Origin of the sequence: Corynebacterium sp. HMSC071F07 (genome assembly GCF_001810285.1) — a bacterium.
GTDB classification, from domain to species: Bacteria; Actinomycetota; Actinomycetes; order Mycobacteriales; family Mycobacteriaceae; genus Corynebacterium; species Corynebacterium simulans.
The window spans coordinates 6,371-22,011 of record NZ_KV800697.1; the positions used below are offsets into that span (position 1 = coordinate 6,371).

The 15,641-nt window shown below is 59.6% G+C and carries 18 protein-coding genes and 1 pseudogene; 7 read left to right on the forward strand and 12 right to left on the reverse strand.

All coding sequences use genetic code 11. The features are described 5' to 3' along the window. From HMPREF2724_RS13085 to HMPREF2724_RS03035, 4 genes are all read left to right on the forward strand, one after another. On the forward strand, positions 1–328 hold a 328-nt coding region (locus HMPREF2724_RS13085; RefSeq protein ID WP_246818193.1), incomplete at its 5' end, for a metal ABC transporter solute-binding protein, Zn/Mn family. Further along, positions 328–1,029 (forward strand): metal ABC transporter ATP-binding protein, encoded by a 702-nt coding sequence (locus tag HMPREF2724_RS03025; protein ID WP_070432297.1) that lies wholly within the window; start codon positions 328–330, stop codon positions 1,027–1,029. The genes HMPREF2724_RS13085 and HMPREF2724_RS03025, both read left to right, overlap by 1 nt. After that, on the forward strand, positions 1,007–1,963 hold the full coding sequence (locus tag HMPREF2724_RS03030) for a metal ABC transporter permease (RefSeq protein WP_141748318.1): 957 nt from the start codon (positions 1,007–1,009) through the stop codon (positions 1,961–1,963). The genes HMPREF2724_RS03025 and HMPREF2724_RS03030 overlap by 23 nt, the downstream gene beginning before the upstream one ends. 11 nt (positions 1,964–1,974) lie before the next feature. After that, on the forward strand, positions 1,975–2,775 hold the full coding sequence (locus HMPREF2724_RS03035) for a CE1 family esterase (RefSeq protein ID WP_070432299.1): 801 nt from the start codon (positions 1,975–1,977) through the stop codon (positions 2,773–2,775). A 60-nt stretch (positions 2,776–2,835) separates the two neighbouring features. Here the strand turns inward: HMPREF2724_RS03035 and HMPREF2724_RS03040 are convergent, their stop codons facing one another. From HMPREF2724_RS03040 to HMPREF2724_RS03080, 10 genes are all read right to left on the reverse strand, one after another. Then, a complete protein-coding gene (locus HMPREF2724_RS03040) occupies positions 2,836–3,447 on the reverse strand; it encodes a helix-turn-helix transcriptional regulator (protein WP_141748319.1) in 612 nt (203 codons plus the stop codon). A gap of 8 nt (positions 3,448–3,455) precedes the next feature. After that, positions 3,456–4,082 (reverse strand): heme ABC exporter ATP-binding protein CcmA, encoded by a 627-nt coding sequence (ccmA, locus tag HMPREF2724_RS03045; RefSeq protein WP_070587092.1) that lies wholly within the window; start codon positions 4,080–4,082, stop codon positions 3,456–3,458. A 3-nt stretch (positions 4,083–4,085) separates the two neighbouring features. Beyond that, positions 4,086–4,958 carry a hypothetical protein gene (locus HMPREF2724_RS03050; protein ID WP_141748320.1) on the reverse strand — a complete coding sequence of 291 codons (873 nt, stop codon included), beginning with the start codon at positions 4,956–4,958 and terminating at the stop codon, positions 4,086–4,088. Continuing rightward, the gene (locus tag HMPREF2724_RS03055) at positions 4,862–6,070 is read right to left on the reverse strand and encodes a hypothetical protein (protein ID WP_070587097.1); all 1,209 of its coding nucleotides are present in this window, start codon (positions 6,068–6,070) and stop codon (positions 4,862–4,864) included. Before HMPREF2724_RS03055 ends, HMPREF2724_RS03050 begins: the two co-directional genes overlap by 97 nt. A gap of 6 nt (positions 6,071–6,076) precedes the next feature. After that, a complete protein-coding gene (locus tag HMPREF2724_RS12295) occupies positions 6,077–6,376 on the reverse strand; it encodes a lactococcin 972 family bacteriocin (RefSeq protein ID WP_348967633.1) in 300 nt (99 codons plus the stop codon). Positions 6,377–6,679: 303 nt separating this feature from the next. Next, positions 6,680–7,627, reverse strand: coding sequence for a 23S rRNA (guanosine(2251)-2'-O)-methyltransferase RlmB (gene rlmB / locus HMPREF2724_RS03060; RefSeq protein ID WP_061924644.1), 948 nt, complete (start codon positions 7,625–7,627; stop codon positions 6,680–6,682). 9 nt (positions 7,628–7,636) lie between these two features. Next, positions 7,637–9,070, reverse strand: a complete 1,434-nt coding sequence (cysS, locus tag HMPREF2724_RS03065; protein ID WP_070587101.1) for a cysteine--tRNA ligase — start codon at positions 9,068–9,070, stop codon at positions 7,637–7,639. Between the two features lie 79 nt (positions 9,071–9,149). Then, positions 9,150–9,632: a 2-C-methyl-D-erythritol 2,4-cyclodiphosphate synthase gene (ispF, locus tag HMPREF2724_RS03070; RefSeq protein ID WP_070587103.1), complete on the reverse strand. Its 483-nt coding sequence runs from the start codon at positions 9,630–9,632 to the stop codon at positions 9,150–9,152. Then, positions 9,629–10,318 carry a 2-C-methyl-D-erythritol 4-phosphate cytidylyltransferase gene (gene ispD, locus HMPREF2724_RS03075; RefSeq protein WP_070587105.1) on the reverse strand — a complete coding sequence of 230 codons (690 nt, stop codon included), beginning with the start codon at positions 10,316–10,318 and terminating at the stop codon, positions 9,629–9,631. Before ispD ends, ispF begins: the two co-directional genes overlap by 4 nt. Further along, positions 10,290–10,874: a CarD family transcriptional regulator gene (locus HMPREF2724_RS03080; protein ID WP_061924655.1), complete on the reverse strand. Its 585-nt coding sequence runs from the start codon at positions 10,872–10,874 to the stop codon at positions 10,290–10,292. The genes ispD and HMPREF2724_RS03080 overlap by 29 nt, the downstream gene beginning before the upstream one ends. A 219-nt stretch (positions 10,875–11,093) precedes the next feature. Between HMPREF2724_RS03080 and HMPREF2724_RS03085 the strand changes: the two genes are divergently transcribed. Beyond that, positions 11,094–11,687 carry a hypothetical protein gene (locus tag HMPREF2724_RS03085; RefSeq protein ID WP_061924658.1) on the forward strand — a complete coding sequence of 198 codons (594 nt, stop codon included), beginning with the start codon at positions 11,094–11,096 and terminating at the stop codon, positions 11,685–11,687. Between the two features lie 106 nt (positions 11,688–11,793). Further along, positions 11,794–13,170, forward strand: coding sequence for a DNA repair protein RadA (gene radA / locus HMPREF2724_RS03090; RefSeq protein WP_062043300.1), 1,377 nt, complete (start codon positions 11,794–11,796; stop codon positions 13,168–13,170). On the opposite strand, the gene HMPREF2724_RS03095 is transcribed toward radA, so the two are convergent. Both HMPREF2724_RS03095 and HMPREF2724_RS03100 read right to left on the reverse strand, forming a co-directional pair. Further along, positions 13,167–13,904, reverse strand: a complete 738-nt coding sequence (locus HMPREF2724_RS03095; RefSeq protein ID WP_082778653.1) for a hypothetical protein — start codon at positions 13,902–13,904, stop codon at positions 13,167–13,169. The two genes, radA and HMPREF2724_RS03095, sit on opposite strands and share 4 nt — an antisense overlap. A 71-nt stretch (positions 13,905–13,975) precedes the next feature. Continuing rightward, positions 13,976–14,602, reverse strand: a complete 627-nt coding sequence (locus tag HMPREF2724_RS03100) for a carbonic anhydrase (protein WP_062043297.1) — start codon at positions 14,600–14,602, stop codon at positions 13,976–13,978. 47 nt (positions 14,603–14,649) lie between these two features. Between HMPREF2724_RS03100 and HMPREF2724_RS03105 the strand changes: the two are divergent. After that, a pseudogene (locus HMPREF2724_RS03105) lies at positions 14,650–15,512 on the forward strand (A/G-specific adenine glycosylase). The last annotated feature ends 129 nt before the right edge of the window (positions 15,513–15,641 follow it).

The window sequence follows — 15,641 nt, forward strand, 5'->3', positions numbered from 1 at the left end:
CAACTATGCGCAGACCGAGCCGATTGCGGACTACATCATGAAGTACACCCCTGCTTTGGACGTGACGCCGGAGGGCTTCCGCAAGGCCACCGTGTCTGAGGGCGAACCGACTGCCGCCGACCTCGCACGCTTCCTAGAGGCCATCAAGAAAGACAAGGTCGATCTGCTGATTTATAACCCACAGACCGAGACCGATATCTCCTCGCGCATCCACAAGGCAGCTGAGGAGCGCCACATCCCTATCGTGGAAATCGGCGAGACCCCACCAGAGGGCACGAACTTCCTCGACTACTACGAGCAGGCCGTGGACCACATCGAGGCAGCTTAGTGCTGGTTCAATTTCATGAAGCGGCCGTGGAACCGCTGTGGTCGGGGCTCAACCTGGGCGTCGACAAGCGCGAATTCATCGCCGTCTTGGGGCCAAACGGCGTGGGCAAGTCCACCTTGCTGGGCACCATCCTGGGCACGCGCCAGCTCACCGGAGGGCGCGTGGACGTCAATTCGCGGGTTGGTTTCATTCCGCAGCAGCGCATGTTTCCGCAGGATCTTCCCATGCGCGCCCGGGATTTGGTCTCACTGTCGTTGGCACACGGGGCCATCGCTAAGCGACGCCCCTCCCGCGCCCGCGTCGACGAACTCCTCGCTGAGGTGGGTGCCACCGGCATCGCCGAGCGCCGCGTGGGGCAGCTTTCGGGCGGTCAGCAACAGCTCATCCGGCAGGCCCAGGCGCTGGCCAATGACCCGCAGCTCATCCTTGCCGACGAACCATTACTCTCGCTCGATCCTGCCCGCCAGCAAGCGACCGTGGAAAAGCTCGACCGCTGGCGCAAAGAACGCGGCACCTCCGTGTTGTTCGTGACGCACGGCATCAACCCGGTGCTAGGCGTGGTGGACAAGGTGCTCTACATCGCCCCGCATGGCCACATGTTTGGCGCTGTGGATGAGGTTATGCGCTCGGATGTCTTGTCTGAGCTGTATGGTTCCAAGGTCAACGTCATCGAGGTCGATGGGAGACTCATCGTTGTCTAATAAGTTTTTCGAAGACACCCAGTATCTGCTCGGCGTCGATTTCGTGCAGTCTTCTCTGTGGGCCTGCGCGCTGCTGGGCATCCTCTCTGGTGTGATGACCTCACTCATCGTGCTGCGCCAGATGTCCTTTTCAGTGCACGCGACGTCTGAGCTCGCCCTGATGGGCGCTTCGGCTGCCCTGCTTTTCGGATTTAACTTAGGCTTCGGTGCCATCGCGGGCGCCATCGTGGCCGCCATCATCCTGGCGGTGTTGGGGCTGAAAGGCCAGCAAGACAGCGCGATTGGCGTGGTGATGAGCTTTGGCCTTGGTCTATCGGTGCTGTTTTTGCATCTCTATCCGGGCAATTCCAATACGGCGATGACGCTGCTGACCGGCCAGATCGTGGGTGTTTCCGCGGCCTCGGTGTGGCTGCTGGCGCTGACTACCGTCATCATCGTGGGCGTCGTGTTGCTCTTCTGGCGCCCGCTGCTTTTCGCTTCCGCCGACCCGGTCATGGCGCAGGCAGCCGGCGTACCAGTGCGCGCTATCTCCGTAGGCTTTGCCATTCTGGTGGGCCTTACCGCGGCGCAGTCAGTGCAGATTGTCGGTTCGCTGTTGGTCATGGCGCTGCTGATTACACCGGGCGCAGCAGCAGTGCAGATCACCTCCTCGCCGGTGCGCGCGGTGCTGTGGTCCACGCTTTTCGCCGAGGTCGCCGCCGTGGGTGGCCTCATCCTCTCGCTAGCACCAGGCTTGCCAGTCTCGGTCTTCGTCACCACAATTTCTTTTGTCATTTACCTGGTTTGCCGCCTCGTGGGCTGGCTGCGCAACCGCCGTGCCGTGCGCGACGACATCGCCGCCGCCCGCGTCACCAAAGCTCACTTCGAGGGCCGCAGCGATTCGGAAAAGCACCACACCAGCACACACGACGAAACCTGCGCCCACCCCGACTGAACTTTTGTTCCATGACCATCGTGGAATTTCAGGGATTCAAGCGTAAGTACACCGTCGTCGCGCCGGAAAATCCCGGTCCGAACCTGCTGCTTTTCCTCCACGGTTCGCTGCAAAATGGCAGCGTGATGCGGCGCTTTACAAACGGTACTTTCGACGAGCTCGCCGCCCGCACGGGCACGGTGGTTGTCTACCCCGACGGCGTGGATAGGCACTTCAACGACGCCCGCGCGGTGCTTCCGGTCAAGGCCCGTGAGCTTGGCATTGACGACGTCGCCTTTCTCCAACACGTCGCCGCCACCGTACAGGAGGAATACGGCACGCAGCGCACCTTCGCCTGCGGTTATTCCAACGGCGGGCAGATGGTAATTCGCCTGCTTTTCGATGCCCCGGGCTTCCTCGACGGTGCCTGCATCTTCGCCTCGACGATGGGCAGCGGCGCTAACCATGCGCCGTCTAACCCCGAGGGCTATACGCCCACCCCAATCCTCATGATGCACGGCACTGCGGACCCGTTAGCGCCTTATGAAGGCGGCCACGCTGGCCTCGCGAATAGCTCCCGCGGCGAGGTTACTTCCGCGTTGTGGACTGCGCAGCGCTTCGCCACGATGAACGGTTGCTCTAAGGCCAAGGTAACCCGCCCGTTTTCTGATGTGTCTTTGCATTCCTGGGAAGGTGACAACCCCGTCGAACTGTGGACCATGGAAGGCGTGGGCCACGTCATCCCCTCGGGCAACGAGCTCGACGCGCGCTTGGGCCCGAATACCGATAGCTTCATCGCGGCCCAGGTGGTGGAGGACTTCTTCGGCTTATAGCCCCGCGGCTCGCCTCCCCGCTACTTACCCAGCCCTGGGCATTTGCAACAGGATGGCAGCTCAACCCATAGCGGGTAAGGTTTTTATGGCTAACTGGACTCTGTTCTCTGCAGCAAAGATGTCGAGCAGCTGGGAAACTATTTTCTTGATCATCGGCACAGAAAGATGTGTTTCCTCCGCGATGCCATAATTTGAGTGCCCACATACAATTCCGTTTAAAATTCGAAGCTGAATTGCGGACAGTCGCTCGAGGTTTCGCTGCATATCTGGTTCAGGCATTGTCCCAACAGCTACGCCGTTTATTTCAAAGCAACAACTTATTTTAAGGCCCCCATGGCCGGAGCGAGCTTCCCGGGTAACGACGCAATATGCAGACGCGCCCAAATTGATTGCCGTTTGAAGCTTCTCACGCGAATGCCGTGAATAATCCACCAAGTAAATGAAATCGCTGCTCTTTAACTCTTGTATATCCCATACCCAGGTCGCCGAGTCTTTGCGCTCGCACAACACCAGCAATTGCTCCTGTGAGCCAGACAATGCATTCAGCAGCTCCCTTTGAGTGGACACACATTCAACCTGGGGCCAGAGGAAGTAACGTCTTAGCTCATCGAGTATCGATTGCTCATCGTCTCGGATGCCTGCAAGCAGACACGGCATATCCGAGTATTTCAATCGCCACACTAAAGCGTTACCTCGCAGTCTGCTTGGTCAGCTACATGCTTGGAATGCGTCGCGACGACGACAACGGCGCCTTGGTCAGCGAAAGCACGGAGGTGTTCAACAACCAGCTGAGCATTGTCCTCGTCAAGCGCACCGGTTGGCTCGTCCGCCAATACGATTTTGGGCTTAGAAATGAGGATCCTCGCCAAGGCTACTCGTTGTTGTTCGCCGCCCGACAAGCCGCTGACCACACGCTTTTCATAGCCTCGTAAACCGACCTGCGCCAAAGCGCTGTCTAGCGCCTCATCGAAAGCACGGCGCGAAACGTTACTGGCTGCGAGCTTCACGTTGTCGACAACGGTGAGGTCAGGAACCAAGCCGTAATCTTGAAAAAGATACCCAACGCATTCGCGTCGATACTTGCGCAGTCGACCTGCCGATAGCGATGCAATGTTGTTTCCATCCCACATGATTGAGCCTTTGTCCGGCGAGATCAGACCGCCCAAGAGGTTCAACAGGGTGGTTTTCCCACTTCCGGAGACGCCGGTTAATGCAGTCCCCCGGCCAGCCGCAAAAGACCGCGTAAGGCCGGAAAGAATCATTTTTCCCTTCACACTGTAGTGAAGGTCTTCAACCTGAATTTCCATATCCTAATTTCCCTCGCTGTCTGTCCAGCGCATTTGATTTCGCGCACTAATCCACCAGGTCAAACCGATTGAAATACACATCCACACGATCGAAAATGCGACGACAGCAAGAACGGTTGCCGTGGACCACCTGTTTTCAAACCCCATCGACCACGTTGATGGATAGTGCGATTCCAGTTGTTCCTTATGCTCGCGCAAACGATACAAAACCCAGCCGATGGTGGTAACGAAAAAGAATAGCTCGGCCAGCAGAATCTTCCTGCACATCTTCCACGGGCTGCGCCCACAAATGAAGGAAACATAGAGCTCTCGCCGGAACGCCACCTGGAAACTGAAAAGCCCCGCGACGATTAACAAGGAAACCAGTAATATCGCTACGACCGTATTTAACGACCAAAGGCTGAATTGATCTTTGGCTTCCTCAAGGGACGATCGCCAGGAATCAGCATGCGGTTGTGCCGTGGCAAGCACCTTGCCCACCGTCCCATCTTTCAGCTCACCAACGACAGTTGGCTCGATGGCAAGGAGGACTTTCTGCGAGGCTTTCGCGAGTAAATTCCGGTCACCGATAGCTTCAAGCCCCACTGGTAACGAGACCACAATGGGGTCATTAATTACTGGCCGCAGCTCAACGTCATAGGAAAAGACTTGCCCAAGCGAACAATCCTCTTTCCAGTTAAAATCTGGAACTTTCTTCTTCGCGAGTTCGGCTTCAAATGCAACGGAGTCAATAATCGTCTGTTTGGATTCTTCACTGAGGGCAACGGGAGCACAAACGGTTACGTCTTCTTCAGAAGGGAAACACCAGCTTGAACGGCGAACCGATGGTTGCTGAGAATAACCGGGGCTTCCAGTTGAGTCGGCCAGGTAAGCCAAAAAGGATCCGCTAAGAGTAGCTTTCCTTCGCGGTCCGCCTGACGCAAGGGCGCTGCAGCTGCAGCCTGTTCTTTTTCATCCGGAGTGATATTCGAGCTCAGGGCAAACTCTTGCTCATTGGCATGTCCGCTCCAATACGGTTGCAATTCCTCTCGCGCGGACACCTCAGCACCGGTATCAACCATCTGCGAAAGTGCCGTCAGGCTCGTCAAGAGTGCCAATAGCCGGACAGCATACAGAGCGTAGGTAATTGGACGCGCCCGAACCTTGCCTTTGATGGCCTGCGGGATCGAAATATTTCGAACCAATAACTGCCCGAGCACATAGCCCAGCGCCAAACCGACCCATTGGAGCAACACAGAAACGCCGAAAAAGGCCCAAAACAACGTCGCTTCTGCCCAGTCGTTGTAAAGATACAATGCCGCCGCAATAAAAATGATCGCAAGAAAAAATGGTAGCCATGTTTGCTTGGCAAGCCGCGTTACATCAAGCCTTAGCGTCTGCGATAGCTTTAGCCCCAAAAGTCTGTGAATGCCGATTTCGCGAGCCCGCACTAGGCAGTGCCCGCCACCCAACACGAGCGCGAGTAGAAAAGCAGCCGCGACCAACAAAGGCAGCGACGAAGTCATGACGATGCTCCAAGTCAAGTTCTGGAGCCCTATCACGGAATACCCGCGCTCCTCCAACCATGTCGTTAGGTCTCGAGCGTCGTTTTCCGATCCTTTAATGTTAAAAACTTGGCGCGGTTCCTTAGTCGGAATTTCCGACAATGGATACCAAACAAGCTTTTCGCCTCTCTGAAACTTTTGAGACTCAAAGTTAGCTGCACCTGAAGGCAGAGCCGAGGAGTAGATTCGCACCTCACCATCCGAATCAGCTAGCGAGGCGTAATAAATCGATACGTCAAATCCTGAGTCCCGCGCAAATTCAGAAAACTCAGGAAACAGTGTTTCTGTGTGACTGTCAGGTTTGAAGTCTTCGATCTGGACAAACTCGTTGCCAAGCCGGTAATCCAGAGTCGATAAGAGGCTGGCTCCGACAAAGGCAATGAATGCGCTAATAACCGTAGAGAGCAAAATCCCTACGGTTAGTAGTCTGACTGAAGTTTTCATCGAGCCTTAGCAGTGTCGGTAGTAGGACTTATTTCCAGAGGACTTCTTGGGAGCTGTTGCTCGTGACCAAGTGTTTTTGTTGACGCAACCGCTATCCGACTTGAAGGTACCAACAGCAGTTGAACCGTGCCGCACCCCATTGTGAAAGTAGTGCGACCAAACTTGGCCACTACCCGTACCGTAGTCCCACGTGCCGCCATCGATATTTACAATCGTGGCCCCAGCAACACCTGTACCACCCAACGCCAACAAACCTGCGAGAGTTACTGAAACTGCTCGCTTAGACATGCTCACTTTCATAAGCATTCCTTTCTTGAGAAGAATCTGAACTTATAGCGCGCGCTACTAAAAGATATACGCTGCCCCTAAACCGCGTTCAAGTGTCAAAAGTTACCTTTCGCAGATTCATCAACTCCGCGCAAATACCCAGGCCTCAATCCGCAGCTCTCTGGTGGATTGCAGGGCGTCGGCAAGCGCGTGAAAATGCGAGCAGGAGGTCTGGGTTTCCAGCCCTGGGCATTTGCAACCAGGACGGCGGTAGCTGCCCAGCAGACGCATTGGAGGCAAGCAAAAAGGCGCCGCACAACGCGACGCCTTCCAAATTACGTGTTACTTCGCAGCGCGACGCTGCCGAGCAAACTCCGAAAGCACTGCACCCGCAGCAACGGATGCGTTTAAGGACTCAACCCAACCGGTCATCGGGATGGACATGATGACATCGCAGTTCTCGCGGACCAAGCGGGAGATGCCCTTTCCCTCAGAGCCGATGACGATGACCACGGGATCCTTGCCACCCGTGTAGGTGTCGAGCGTGTGCTCGCCGCCGGCGTCTAGGCCAACGACCTGGTAGCCGGCTTTCTGGAATTCCTGCACGGTGCGGGTCACGTTGGTCACGCGCGCGACGGGCAAGCGTGCTGCGGTACCCGCGGAAGTACGCCACGCCACTGCAGTCACCGACGCGGAGCGACGCTCCGGAATGATGACGCCGTGGCCGCCGAACGCCGCAACGGAGCGGATAACCGCGCCCAAGTTACGCGGGTCGGTGATGTTATCCAGAATGACAAACATGCCCGGCTCGCCAGCGTCCTTCGCGCGGTCCATCAGGTCATGGAAGTCCGCGTACTTATAAGGCGGAATCTGCAGGCCAATGCCCTGGTGCAAACCGTTGCCGGTCATGCGATCCATCTCGTGACGCTGAATCTCAAGGATAGGAATGTTGCGGGAATTCGCAATGGCCACGGCCTCCGACAGGCGCGCATCGTTGCGGGTGCCCTGCACGATGTACAGCGAGGTAGCAGGCACCTTCGCGTGCAGACACTCGACAACCGGGTTGCGGCCGACGACCATCTCCGCCGTCTCCTTCTGGTGGCGGCCCGAGTTGCGGCGCTCGCGCTCCAGCTTGGCCTTGTGCTTCGCGTGGTAGACGCGATCCTCTGCCTTAGGCGTTGGCCCCTTGCCCTCAAGGCCCTTCTTTACCTGGCCGCCACTGCCCTTAGTGGCGCCTTTCTTGTTTGTCTTGCGGATGCCCGCGCCGCCGCGGCCGTGCGTACGTGCCATGAATTCTCCTTAGGCCAGCGACCAGGTGGGGCCGTCGGCAGTGTCAGTGATGGTGATGCCAGCTGCGGCGAGGCGGTCGCGGACGGCGTCCGCAGTGGCCCAGTCCTTCTCCGCGCGGGCTTGGGTGCGGCGCTCCAGTTCTGCTTGGACGAGTGCGTCCAGCGCTGTATCCGCAGTGCTTGTCGACGCCCCATCTTTCCACTGTTCAGCCAAAGGATCAAAGCCCAGTACTGCGGCCATGGCACGAACAGACTCGGCAATTTGCCGTGCCTGAGCCTCATCGCCAGAGCCCAGGGCCTTATTGCCTGCGCGCACGTTGGTGTGAATCTCAGCCAGTGCCTTCGGAACGGCGATGTCGTCGTTCATGGCGTCCTCGAAGGCCGGGGTCCAGTCTCCTACGACGAGGTCGTCGAACTTGTTCACGAAGTCCTCGATGCGGCGGTAGCCGGCAGCGGCCTCGGTGAGGGCTGCCTCGGAGTATTCCAGCACGGAGCGGTAGTGCGCGGAGCCGAGGTAGTAGCGCAGCTCGACCGGGCGGACGATCTCCAGCATGTTGTCGATGGCCAGCACGTTGCCCAGGGACTTGGACATCTTCTCGCCGGCCATGGTCACCCAGTGGTTGTGCATCCAGTAATTGGCAAACTTATCGCCGGCGGCATGGGACTGCGCGACCTCGTTCTCGTGGTGCGGGAACTGCAGGTCGAGGCCACCGCAGTGAATGTCGAATTCGCCGCCCAAGTAGTAGGTGGACATAGCCGAGCACTCCAAATGCCAGCCGGGGCGTCCGCGGCCCCACGGGGTAGGCCAAGAAGGCTCGCCAGGCTTGGCGGCCTTCCACAGCGCGAAGTCCTGCGGCCCGCGCTTTCCGCGCTTGAGAGCCTCTGGGTCTTCGCCCTGCTCCATCTCCTCGACGCGGTTGCCGGACAGGGAGCCGTAATCAGAATTCTCGGCCGCGACCCAGGCTTGGACGTCGAAGTAGACGGAGCCGGTTCCGTCTGCCCCCGCGGTATCGTCAGATACCGCGTAGGCAAAGCCGGCGTCGATAAGCCGCTGCATGTAGTCCACCATCTGGGTAACGAATCCCGTGGCGCGCGGCTCTACCGATGGCGGCAGAACGCCCAGGGTGTTGTAGGCCTTGCTGAACTCACGCTCGTAGGTGGAAACCCACTCCCACCAGGGGCGGCCATTATCTGCGGCCTTGGTGAGAATCTTGTCATCGATGTCGGTGACGTTGCGCACGAAGGCGACGTCCAGGCCCTGCGCCATGAGCCAGCGGCGCAGAATGTCAAAGGCTACGCCGGAGCGCAGGTGGCCGATGTGCGGCTGTGCCTGCGGGGTGGCACCACACAAGTAAATCGAGGCGTGGCCCTCTTTAACGGGCACGAAATCGCGTTGGCTACGGGTGGCGGTGTCATAAATGCGTAGGTTACTCACCCTGACCATTCTAGGCTATGGGCGCTTGGCTGTTTGCGGTTGCTTTAAGTCACGGCGATGCGCCTTCCACGCGCGCCTTTCCCGGGAATTACTGTTTCCAGACCACCGCCGTCGCCACCGCGGCGCGGCCTTCGGAGCGGCCGGTGAAGCCCCGGGGGGCGGGGGTGGTAGCGGAGACGGAAACGGGAGCGCCTAAAATTTCACTGAGCACGCGCTCGGCCTCTTCACGGCGCGGGCCCATCTTCGGGGTTTGTCCCACCAGCTGAGCTGCGGCGTTACCAATCACGAAGCCATTTTCTTCAAGCAGTTCACGGCACTCGCGCAGCAGGCGCTCGCCCGAAACGTTGTCGTATTCTTTGCGCCCCACACCCACGAACGAGCCCAAGTCACCGAGGTTGGAGGCGGACAAGAGGGCATCGACAAGCGCGTGGCTGACCACGTCGCCGTCGGAGTGGCCCTCGCAGCCATCGGCGTCGTCGAAAAGCAGCCCAGCAATCCAGCAGGGCTTGCCTTCCTCAATCTGGTGGGCGTCTGTGGCAATGCCTACGCGCGGGATGATCGGCTGGGTCATGATAGCTCCTTGTTTAAAATCGCCGTGGCCAGCGTGAGATCGATGGGCGTGGTGATTTTGAAAGCTAGTGGGTCGCCCTCGACGGTCGTAACGGGGACGCCGAACCATTCCATCAGGCTGGCATCATCGGTGGCCACGAATTCTTGCTGGCCTGAGAAGTAGGCTTCGTTCGCTTCGCGCAGCTTAGCCACGCTGAAGCCCTGCGGGGTTTGGACCGCGCGCAGCTTTGAACGGTCCGGGGTGGATACGACGCGGTGCTCGTCGACGACCTTGATGGTGTCCGCGACCGGCAACACCGGGATAACCGCGGGGGCGCTGCGGACGGCGTCGGCAACGCGTGCGATCATCTCGGGCGGGGTCAGCGCGCGGGCGGCGTCGTGAACCAGGACGATGGCATCGTCGGGGATGTGCTGGAGGCCAGCCCATACGGAGTCAGCGCGCTCGCCGCCGCCGTGGACCAAGTGAGCGCCGGGCAGCAGGGCGCGTGCGTGCTCTTCCATCTCGGGGCTGACGGTGACGATCAATTCGTCACAGACCTCACCCATTGCCGCCGCAGAACGCTCCAGCAAAGTGCGACCTTCCAGCGCAACATAAGCCTTCGGCAATTCGGCGCCCAAGCGGGTGCCCATGCCTGCGGCCGCGATGAGGCCGTAGACTTTAGTCTTCGTCGTCGAAGGAGAGGTCATCGAGATCGATGTCATTGTCGATATCGGTGGTGATGGACTTGTCCTCCACGATGCCGGCAGCGCGGTGACGCTCGATGGTGGCATCGATTTCTTCCATCATGGTGTCGGCCTTCTTTTCATCGACCGGGGAAGCCAGCGCGAGCTCGCCCACGAGAATCTGGCGAGCCTTGGTAAGCATGCGCTTCTCACCAGCAGACAGGCCGCGATCCTGGTCACGGCGCCACAGGTCACGAACCACTTCCGCGACCTTGTTGATGTCACCAGAGGCTAGGCGCTCCTGGTTTGCCTTGTAACGGCGGGACCAGTTGCCGGCCTCTTCCACGTCGAGCTCACGCAAAACGGAGAAGACGCGCTCGAGGCCTTCCTTGCCCACGACGTCACGCACACCGACGGTCTCGGCGTTCTTCGAAGGCACTCGAACCACAAGGTCAGACTGGTTGATCTGGAGGACGAGGAACTCCAGGGTCTCGCCGCCCATCTCACGCTGCTCAATGTCAGTAATCCTGGCAGCACCGTGGTGCGGGTAGACGACGACCTCTCCGACCTTAAATTCCATTCCCACTCCTTGTTTAATGTTCGTGCCTCGCGCGGCACGCATACAGGGCAACTAGTTTAGCACGTAGAGCTTTTGCGCTTGTCGACGCCCATGGTCTACCCCCGTATTACCCCGCCACCTACCCAACGGGTTTAGAGGAAACTGTGTACTTGGGGCGGAAAGGTACTAGGCTAAAGCGTTGATAAGCTTTGTGATCGCAATCTATGGAGGACCCTCAAAGTGCAGCCCTTGAAGACCGCCGCTCGTCGCGGTGCCATCATTTCCGTAACCGCCCTGTCTGCGCTGGCTCTGGCTTCCTGCTCGGCAGGCCACATCACTCAAACTTCCCAGAAGGTTGCGGCTGTCGATGGTTCCTCCGCTGCTACCGAGGACGGCGCTGTCGCAGTCCGCGACGTCACTATCCAGGTTGAGCCGGATTCCGGTGAGACTTCCCTGAAGTTCGTTGCCGTCAACCAGGGCTACGACGTTTCTGACGTCACCCTGGAGTCCGTTTCCGTCGATGGCCAGGACGTAGAGTTGGGCTCCACGAAGCCGATGGCCCGTGACCAGTCCATCATCGCTGATTCCGCCAAGAACCTGGAAGAGTTGAAGAAGGACAAGAAGAACAAGAACGTTCAGTACGTCGAGACCTCCCTCGAGAATGAGGACTTTGGCTACGCCGGCTCCCGCCCGGTTACCTTCACCTTCAACAACGGCACCATCGAGGTGGACGCAGCTGTTGCCGCTTCCCCGCTGAAGTCCGGTGAGTACAACCGCGACGTTGAGTCCACCGAGGGCTTTACCACCGAGTCCCCTGAGGCATCTCACCACTAAGCCTCCGGGTGAAATAAGCCCTTTAATTAACCCTTCGACCCCGCACTTCTAAGTGCGGGGTTTCTCGTTGGCGCTCGTGTCCGGCGGGTGTTTTAGAGTTACTGGCATGGCTAAGAAATCGCGTCCAATCCACACCTGTTCCGAGTGTGGCTACGTCTCTCCGAAGTGGCTAGGCCGCTGCCCAGATTGCGGCTCGTGGGGAACGCTGCAGGAATCCGCCCCGGCTGCTTCTGAGGGCACGGCTGCCTCGGCTGCGGTGACCGGGCAGATGGTCAAGGGTCTAACGCCTTCCAGCCCGGCGCAACCCATCACCAAGATTGGGGCGAGTGCTACTAAAACCATCAACACGGGTATCGGCGAGTTAGACCGTGTTTTGGGCAAAGGCATCGTTCCAGGCTCGGTTGTACTCATGGCCGGCGAGCCCGGCGTTGGTAAGTCAACGTTGCTGCTGGAGGTGGCTTCAAGGTGGGCGCAGCTCGAACGCACGGCGCTATATGTCACCGCAGAGGAGTCAGCGGGCCAGGTAAGGGCGCGTGCCGAGCGCACCGACGCGCTCCACGAGACCCTCTACCTAGCCGCCGAGTCTAACTTGGACGTAGTCTTCGGCCACGTTGAACAACTCAAGCCCAGCCTTATCATCGTGGACTCTGTACAGACCATGCATGCGGCAGGCGTCGAGGGCGTAGCTGGCGGCGTGGCCCAGTCACGCGCGGTCACTGCGGCGCTAACCACCCTGGCAAAGTCCACCGGCATTCCGGTGCTGCTTGTGGGCCACGTAACCAAGGACGGCAACGTTGCAGGTCCCCGCGTACTCGAGCACTTGGTTGACGTGGTGTTGAACTTCGAGGGTGACAGGCAGTCCAGCCTACGCATGCTGCGCGGCATCAAGAACCGCTTCGGCGCCACCGATGAAGTGGGATGTTTCGAGCAGACTTCCGGCGGCATTCGCGAGGTAGCAGATCCTTCTGGGCTCTTCCTCTCCCACCGCGGGAGCACGCCGGATGGCTCCGCGGTCACCGTTGCCATGGACGGTGTACGCCCCATGCTCGCGGAGGTTCAGGCGCTCACCGTGGATCCAGTGGCAAAGAACCCGCGCCGCGTGGTCACGGGATTGGACTCCAACCGCGTGCCCATGGTGCTGGCGGTGCTGCAGGCACGCGCAGGAGAGCGCACCAATGACAAAGACGCCTACGTCGCCACCGTGGGCGGCGTGCGCATCCAGGAGACCGCCACGGATCTTGCCGTAGCGCTTGCCACCTGGTCCTCCTTGCATGAAAAGCCGCTACCGCCCAAGACGGTGGTCATCGGTGAGGTGGGCCTGGCTGGCGAGCTGCGCCGCGTGCCCAACCTGGATCGCCGCTTGAGCGAGGCCGCGCGCTTGGGCTATGAAAACGCAATCGTCCCGGCGGGCAAGGTGGATGCCGCCGGGATACGGGTGCTGCAAGCTGGAACTTTGGGCGAGGCCATCGCCCTTTTGCGCTAGCTATCGAGGTTGAAGGTTTCTGCCTTCGAGGCGTGGTTACCAATAACTGCGTGCATGAAGTAGCCACCCACCGGGGCCGGTGCACGGTCATTGCACTGGTTTGGCTGGGACATTTTACGGGACCAATCAGCCTGGAAGGTGCGCTGCTTGCCTGGCTCGAAGGTGACCTCACCAGTATCCACCGGCGGGAAGCAGTCAGTATCAGCCCACTTCTTCTCATTGGTGGAAAGGTCATAGACCTCAAAGCGCAGGATGTCCTTATCTAGGTCAATCACGCAATCAGCGGCGGTAGGGTTCTTGACTTCCATGAAGAAGGTTGGGTACTCGCCCTCACTGTAGCTAGGTTGGCTGACAGTACCTACGATCTCCAAGTCCTCCAAGGCGCAGGTATTCTTAGCCGGCTCCGCGCCCGCGCTAGGCGCCGGATAAGGCGAAGACTCGCTTGGGTTTGCAGCGCTGCTGTCGGCGCTGCTTTCCGCACTGCTCGGCGCGGCGCTTACGCTGCTCGATGCCGCATCACTAGTTGGGGCAGCGCTCGTCTTGCTGGTCTCCGGCACAGCCTCCGAGCCGCGGGCGCTGGTAGCAGCGGTAGGCACCGACTCATCGGAGCCGCCGAACATGCTGGTCGCTGCCCAGATGAGCAGCCCGACGAGCACCAAAAGTCCAATCAGCGCAGCAACGCGGCGGCGCATGTAGATCTCTTGGGGCAGGGGTTTGCGTCGGTTATCAGTCACGCTTCCGATTTTAAGGGGTGACACAGACAAACTTGCACCAGCCCTCGCCGCGTGTCTAGGCCTAAATGGCCCTAGTCCACGCCGTGGCGCACCACAGTTTCCACGCTGGAATCTTCCAGCAGGTAGCGCAGGCCGACAACGCCGAGCGTGCCGGCGTCGAGAAGCCGCCGCGCCGCCGGCACATCAGCGATGATCTGAGAGACCGTTTGGGCCGTGTTCTCGCGCTCGAAATCGGGCCTAGTCTCACGGCCTTGGCGCTTGGCCTGCAGCGCCGAAGCCGCGACCTTCTCAATGATGGGTCGCTGCAGCCCGGTCGGCAGGTTGATCTCGCCGTTCAGGAACGCCGAGGCCGCGCTCACCGCACCGCAGGACTGGTGGCCCATCACCACGAGAAGGTTGGCGTTTAGATTCTCCAAGGCATAGTCCAGCGAGGCGAGCACCGCGTTGTCCAGGATATGCCCGGCGGTACGAATGACGAAGGCATCGCCGAAACCGATGTTAAATACGTGCTCAATCGGGGCGCGCGAATCGGAGCATGCCAGCACGATGACGCGCGGGTCTTGGCCCCGGGTTAGCCGGGCGCGGAGGCGCGACTCAGTGTTGACGGAGATAGCGTTTCCACTGACCAGGCGCTCGTTTCCAGCTTGTAGGGCTTCCCAAACTTTTTGGGGATTTTTCGGGACTTTTGAAAGTGGCATGGATTCAACTGTAGTCCCGAACGCCGGCTGGCTTACACTGTTTCCCGATGATTAACACCGCTGCTCTTTTGGACTGGTTTGATTCAGCCGAGCGTCCCCTCCCCTGGCGCCGCCCCGGTACCTCCGCGTGGGGCGTCCTGCTCAGTGAGGTCATGAGCCAACAGACTCCGGTCGCACGGGTGACTCCGGTGTGGGAGGAATGGATGCAGCGGTGGCCTACCCCGGCCGACTTTGCGGCGGCCTCCCGCGCGGAGGTGCTGCGCGCGTGGGGCAAGCTGGGTTATCCCCGGCGCGCGTTGCGCTTGTGGGAGTGTGCACAGGCCATAGGTGAAAAGCCGGTACCAAGCGACGTCGAGAAGCTGCTGAAACTGCCCGGCATCGGCGATTACACGGCGCGGGCGGTGGCTTGTTTCCACTACAAGCGCAACGTGCCGGTGGTTGATACCAATGTCCGCCGAGTTTATGCGCGCGCCGTGGACGGCCGCTTCCTGCAGCCGCAGCCTTCTAAGAAGGAACTTTCCGCCGTGGAAAAACTCCTCCCGCCAGAAATGGTCCACGTTTTTCGGCCGCGCTCATGGAACTCGGTGCTTTGGTATGCACGGCAAAGGCCCCCAATTGTGAAGGGTGCCCGCTACGCGAAGGTTGTGCCTGGCAGCTGGCGGGCTGCCCGCAGCCTAGTGAGGCCGAGCTTTCCAAGGCCAAAAAACGCGTGCAGAAATTCCAAGGCACCGACCGCCAGGTGCGTGGGCTGATTCTGGATGTCCTGCGCGGCGCCGATGCCCCGGTGCCGAAGAGCAAAATCGATGTGGTGTGGCCCGATGCGGCGCAACGCTCGCGGGCGTTGGCTTCGCTGCTTGACGACGGCCTCGCGGAGCAAGATTCCCAGGGCCTTTTCCACCTGCCCCATTAATGCGGCGTTTTAGTAGCGCGAATCGTGTGGTTGGCGCGAGAAATCGATAAGCCGGCCCAGCGACCAGTCTTTATCAGTAAGCAGGCGCGCGAAGATAAGGCCGCAGCCGATGGAGAGCACAACCATCGA

Excerpts from the sequence above, each read along its gene's own strand:
- HMPREF2724_RS03030 (WP_141748318.1), top strand. The coding sequence starts at position 1,007 with ATGGGAGACTCATCGTTGTCTAATAAGTTTTTCGAAGACACCCAGTAT.
- HMPREF2724_RS03035 (WP_070432299.1), top strand. The coding sequence starts at position 1,975 with ATGACCATCGTGGAATTTCAGGGATTCAAGCGTAAGTACACCGTCGTC.
- ccmA (WP_070587092.1), bottom strand. The coding sequence starts at position 4,082 with ATGGAAATTCAGGTTGAAGACCTTCACTACAGTGTGAAGGGAAAAATG.
- HMPREF2724_RS03055 (WP_070587097.1), bottom strand. The coding sequence starts at position 6,070 with ATGAAAACTTCAGTCAGACTACTAACCGTAGGGATTTTGCTCTCTACG.
- HMPREF2724_RS12295 (WP_348967633.1), bottom strand. The coding sequence starts at position 6,376 with ATGCTTATGAAAGTGAGCATGTCTAAGCGAGCAGTTTCAGTAACTCTC.
- rlmB (WP_061924644.1), bottom strand. The coding sequence starts at position 7,627 with ATGGCACGTACGCACGGCCGCGGCGGCGCGGGCATCCGCAAGACAAAC.
- cysS (WP_070587101.1), bottom strand. The coding sequence starts at position 9,070 with ATGGTCAGGGTGAGTAACCTACGCATTTATGACACCGCCACCCGTAGC.
- ispF (WP_070587103.1), bottom strand. The coding sequence starts at position 9,632 with ATGACCCAGCCGATCATCCCGCGCGTAGGCATTGCCACAGACGCCCAC.
- ispD (WP_070587105.1), bottom strand. The coding sequence starts at position 10,318 with ATGACCTCTCCTTCGACGACGAAGACTAAAGTCTACGGCCTCATCGCG.
- HMPREF2724_RS03080 (WP_061924655.1), bottom strand. The coding sequence starts at position 10,874 with ATGGAATTTAAGGTCGGAGAGGTCGTCGTCTACCCGCACCACGGTGCT.
- radA (WP_062043300.1), top strand. The coding sequence starts at position 11,794 with ATGGCTAAGAAATCGCGTCCAATCCACACCTGTTCCGAGTGTGGCTAC.
- HMPREF2724_RS03100 (WP_062043297.1), bottom strand. The coding sequence starts at position 14,602 with ATGCCACTTTCAAAAGTCCCGAAAAATCCCCAAAAAGTTTGGGAAGCC.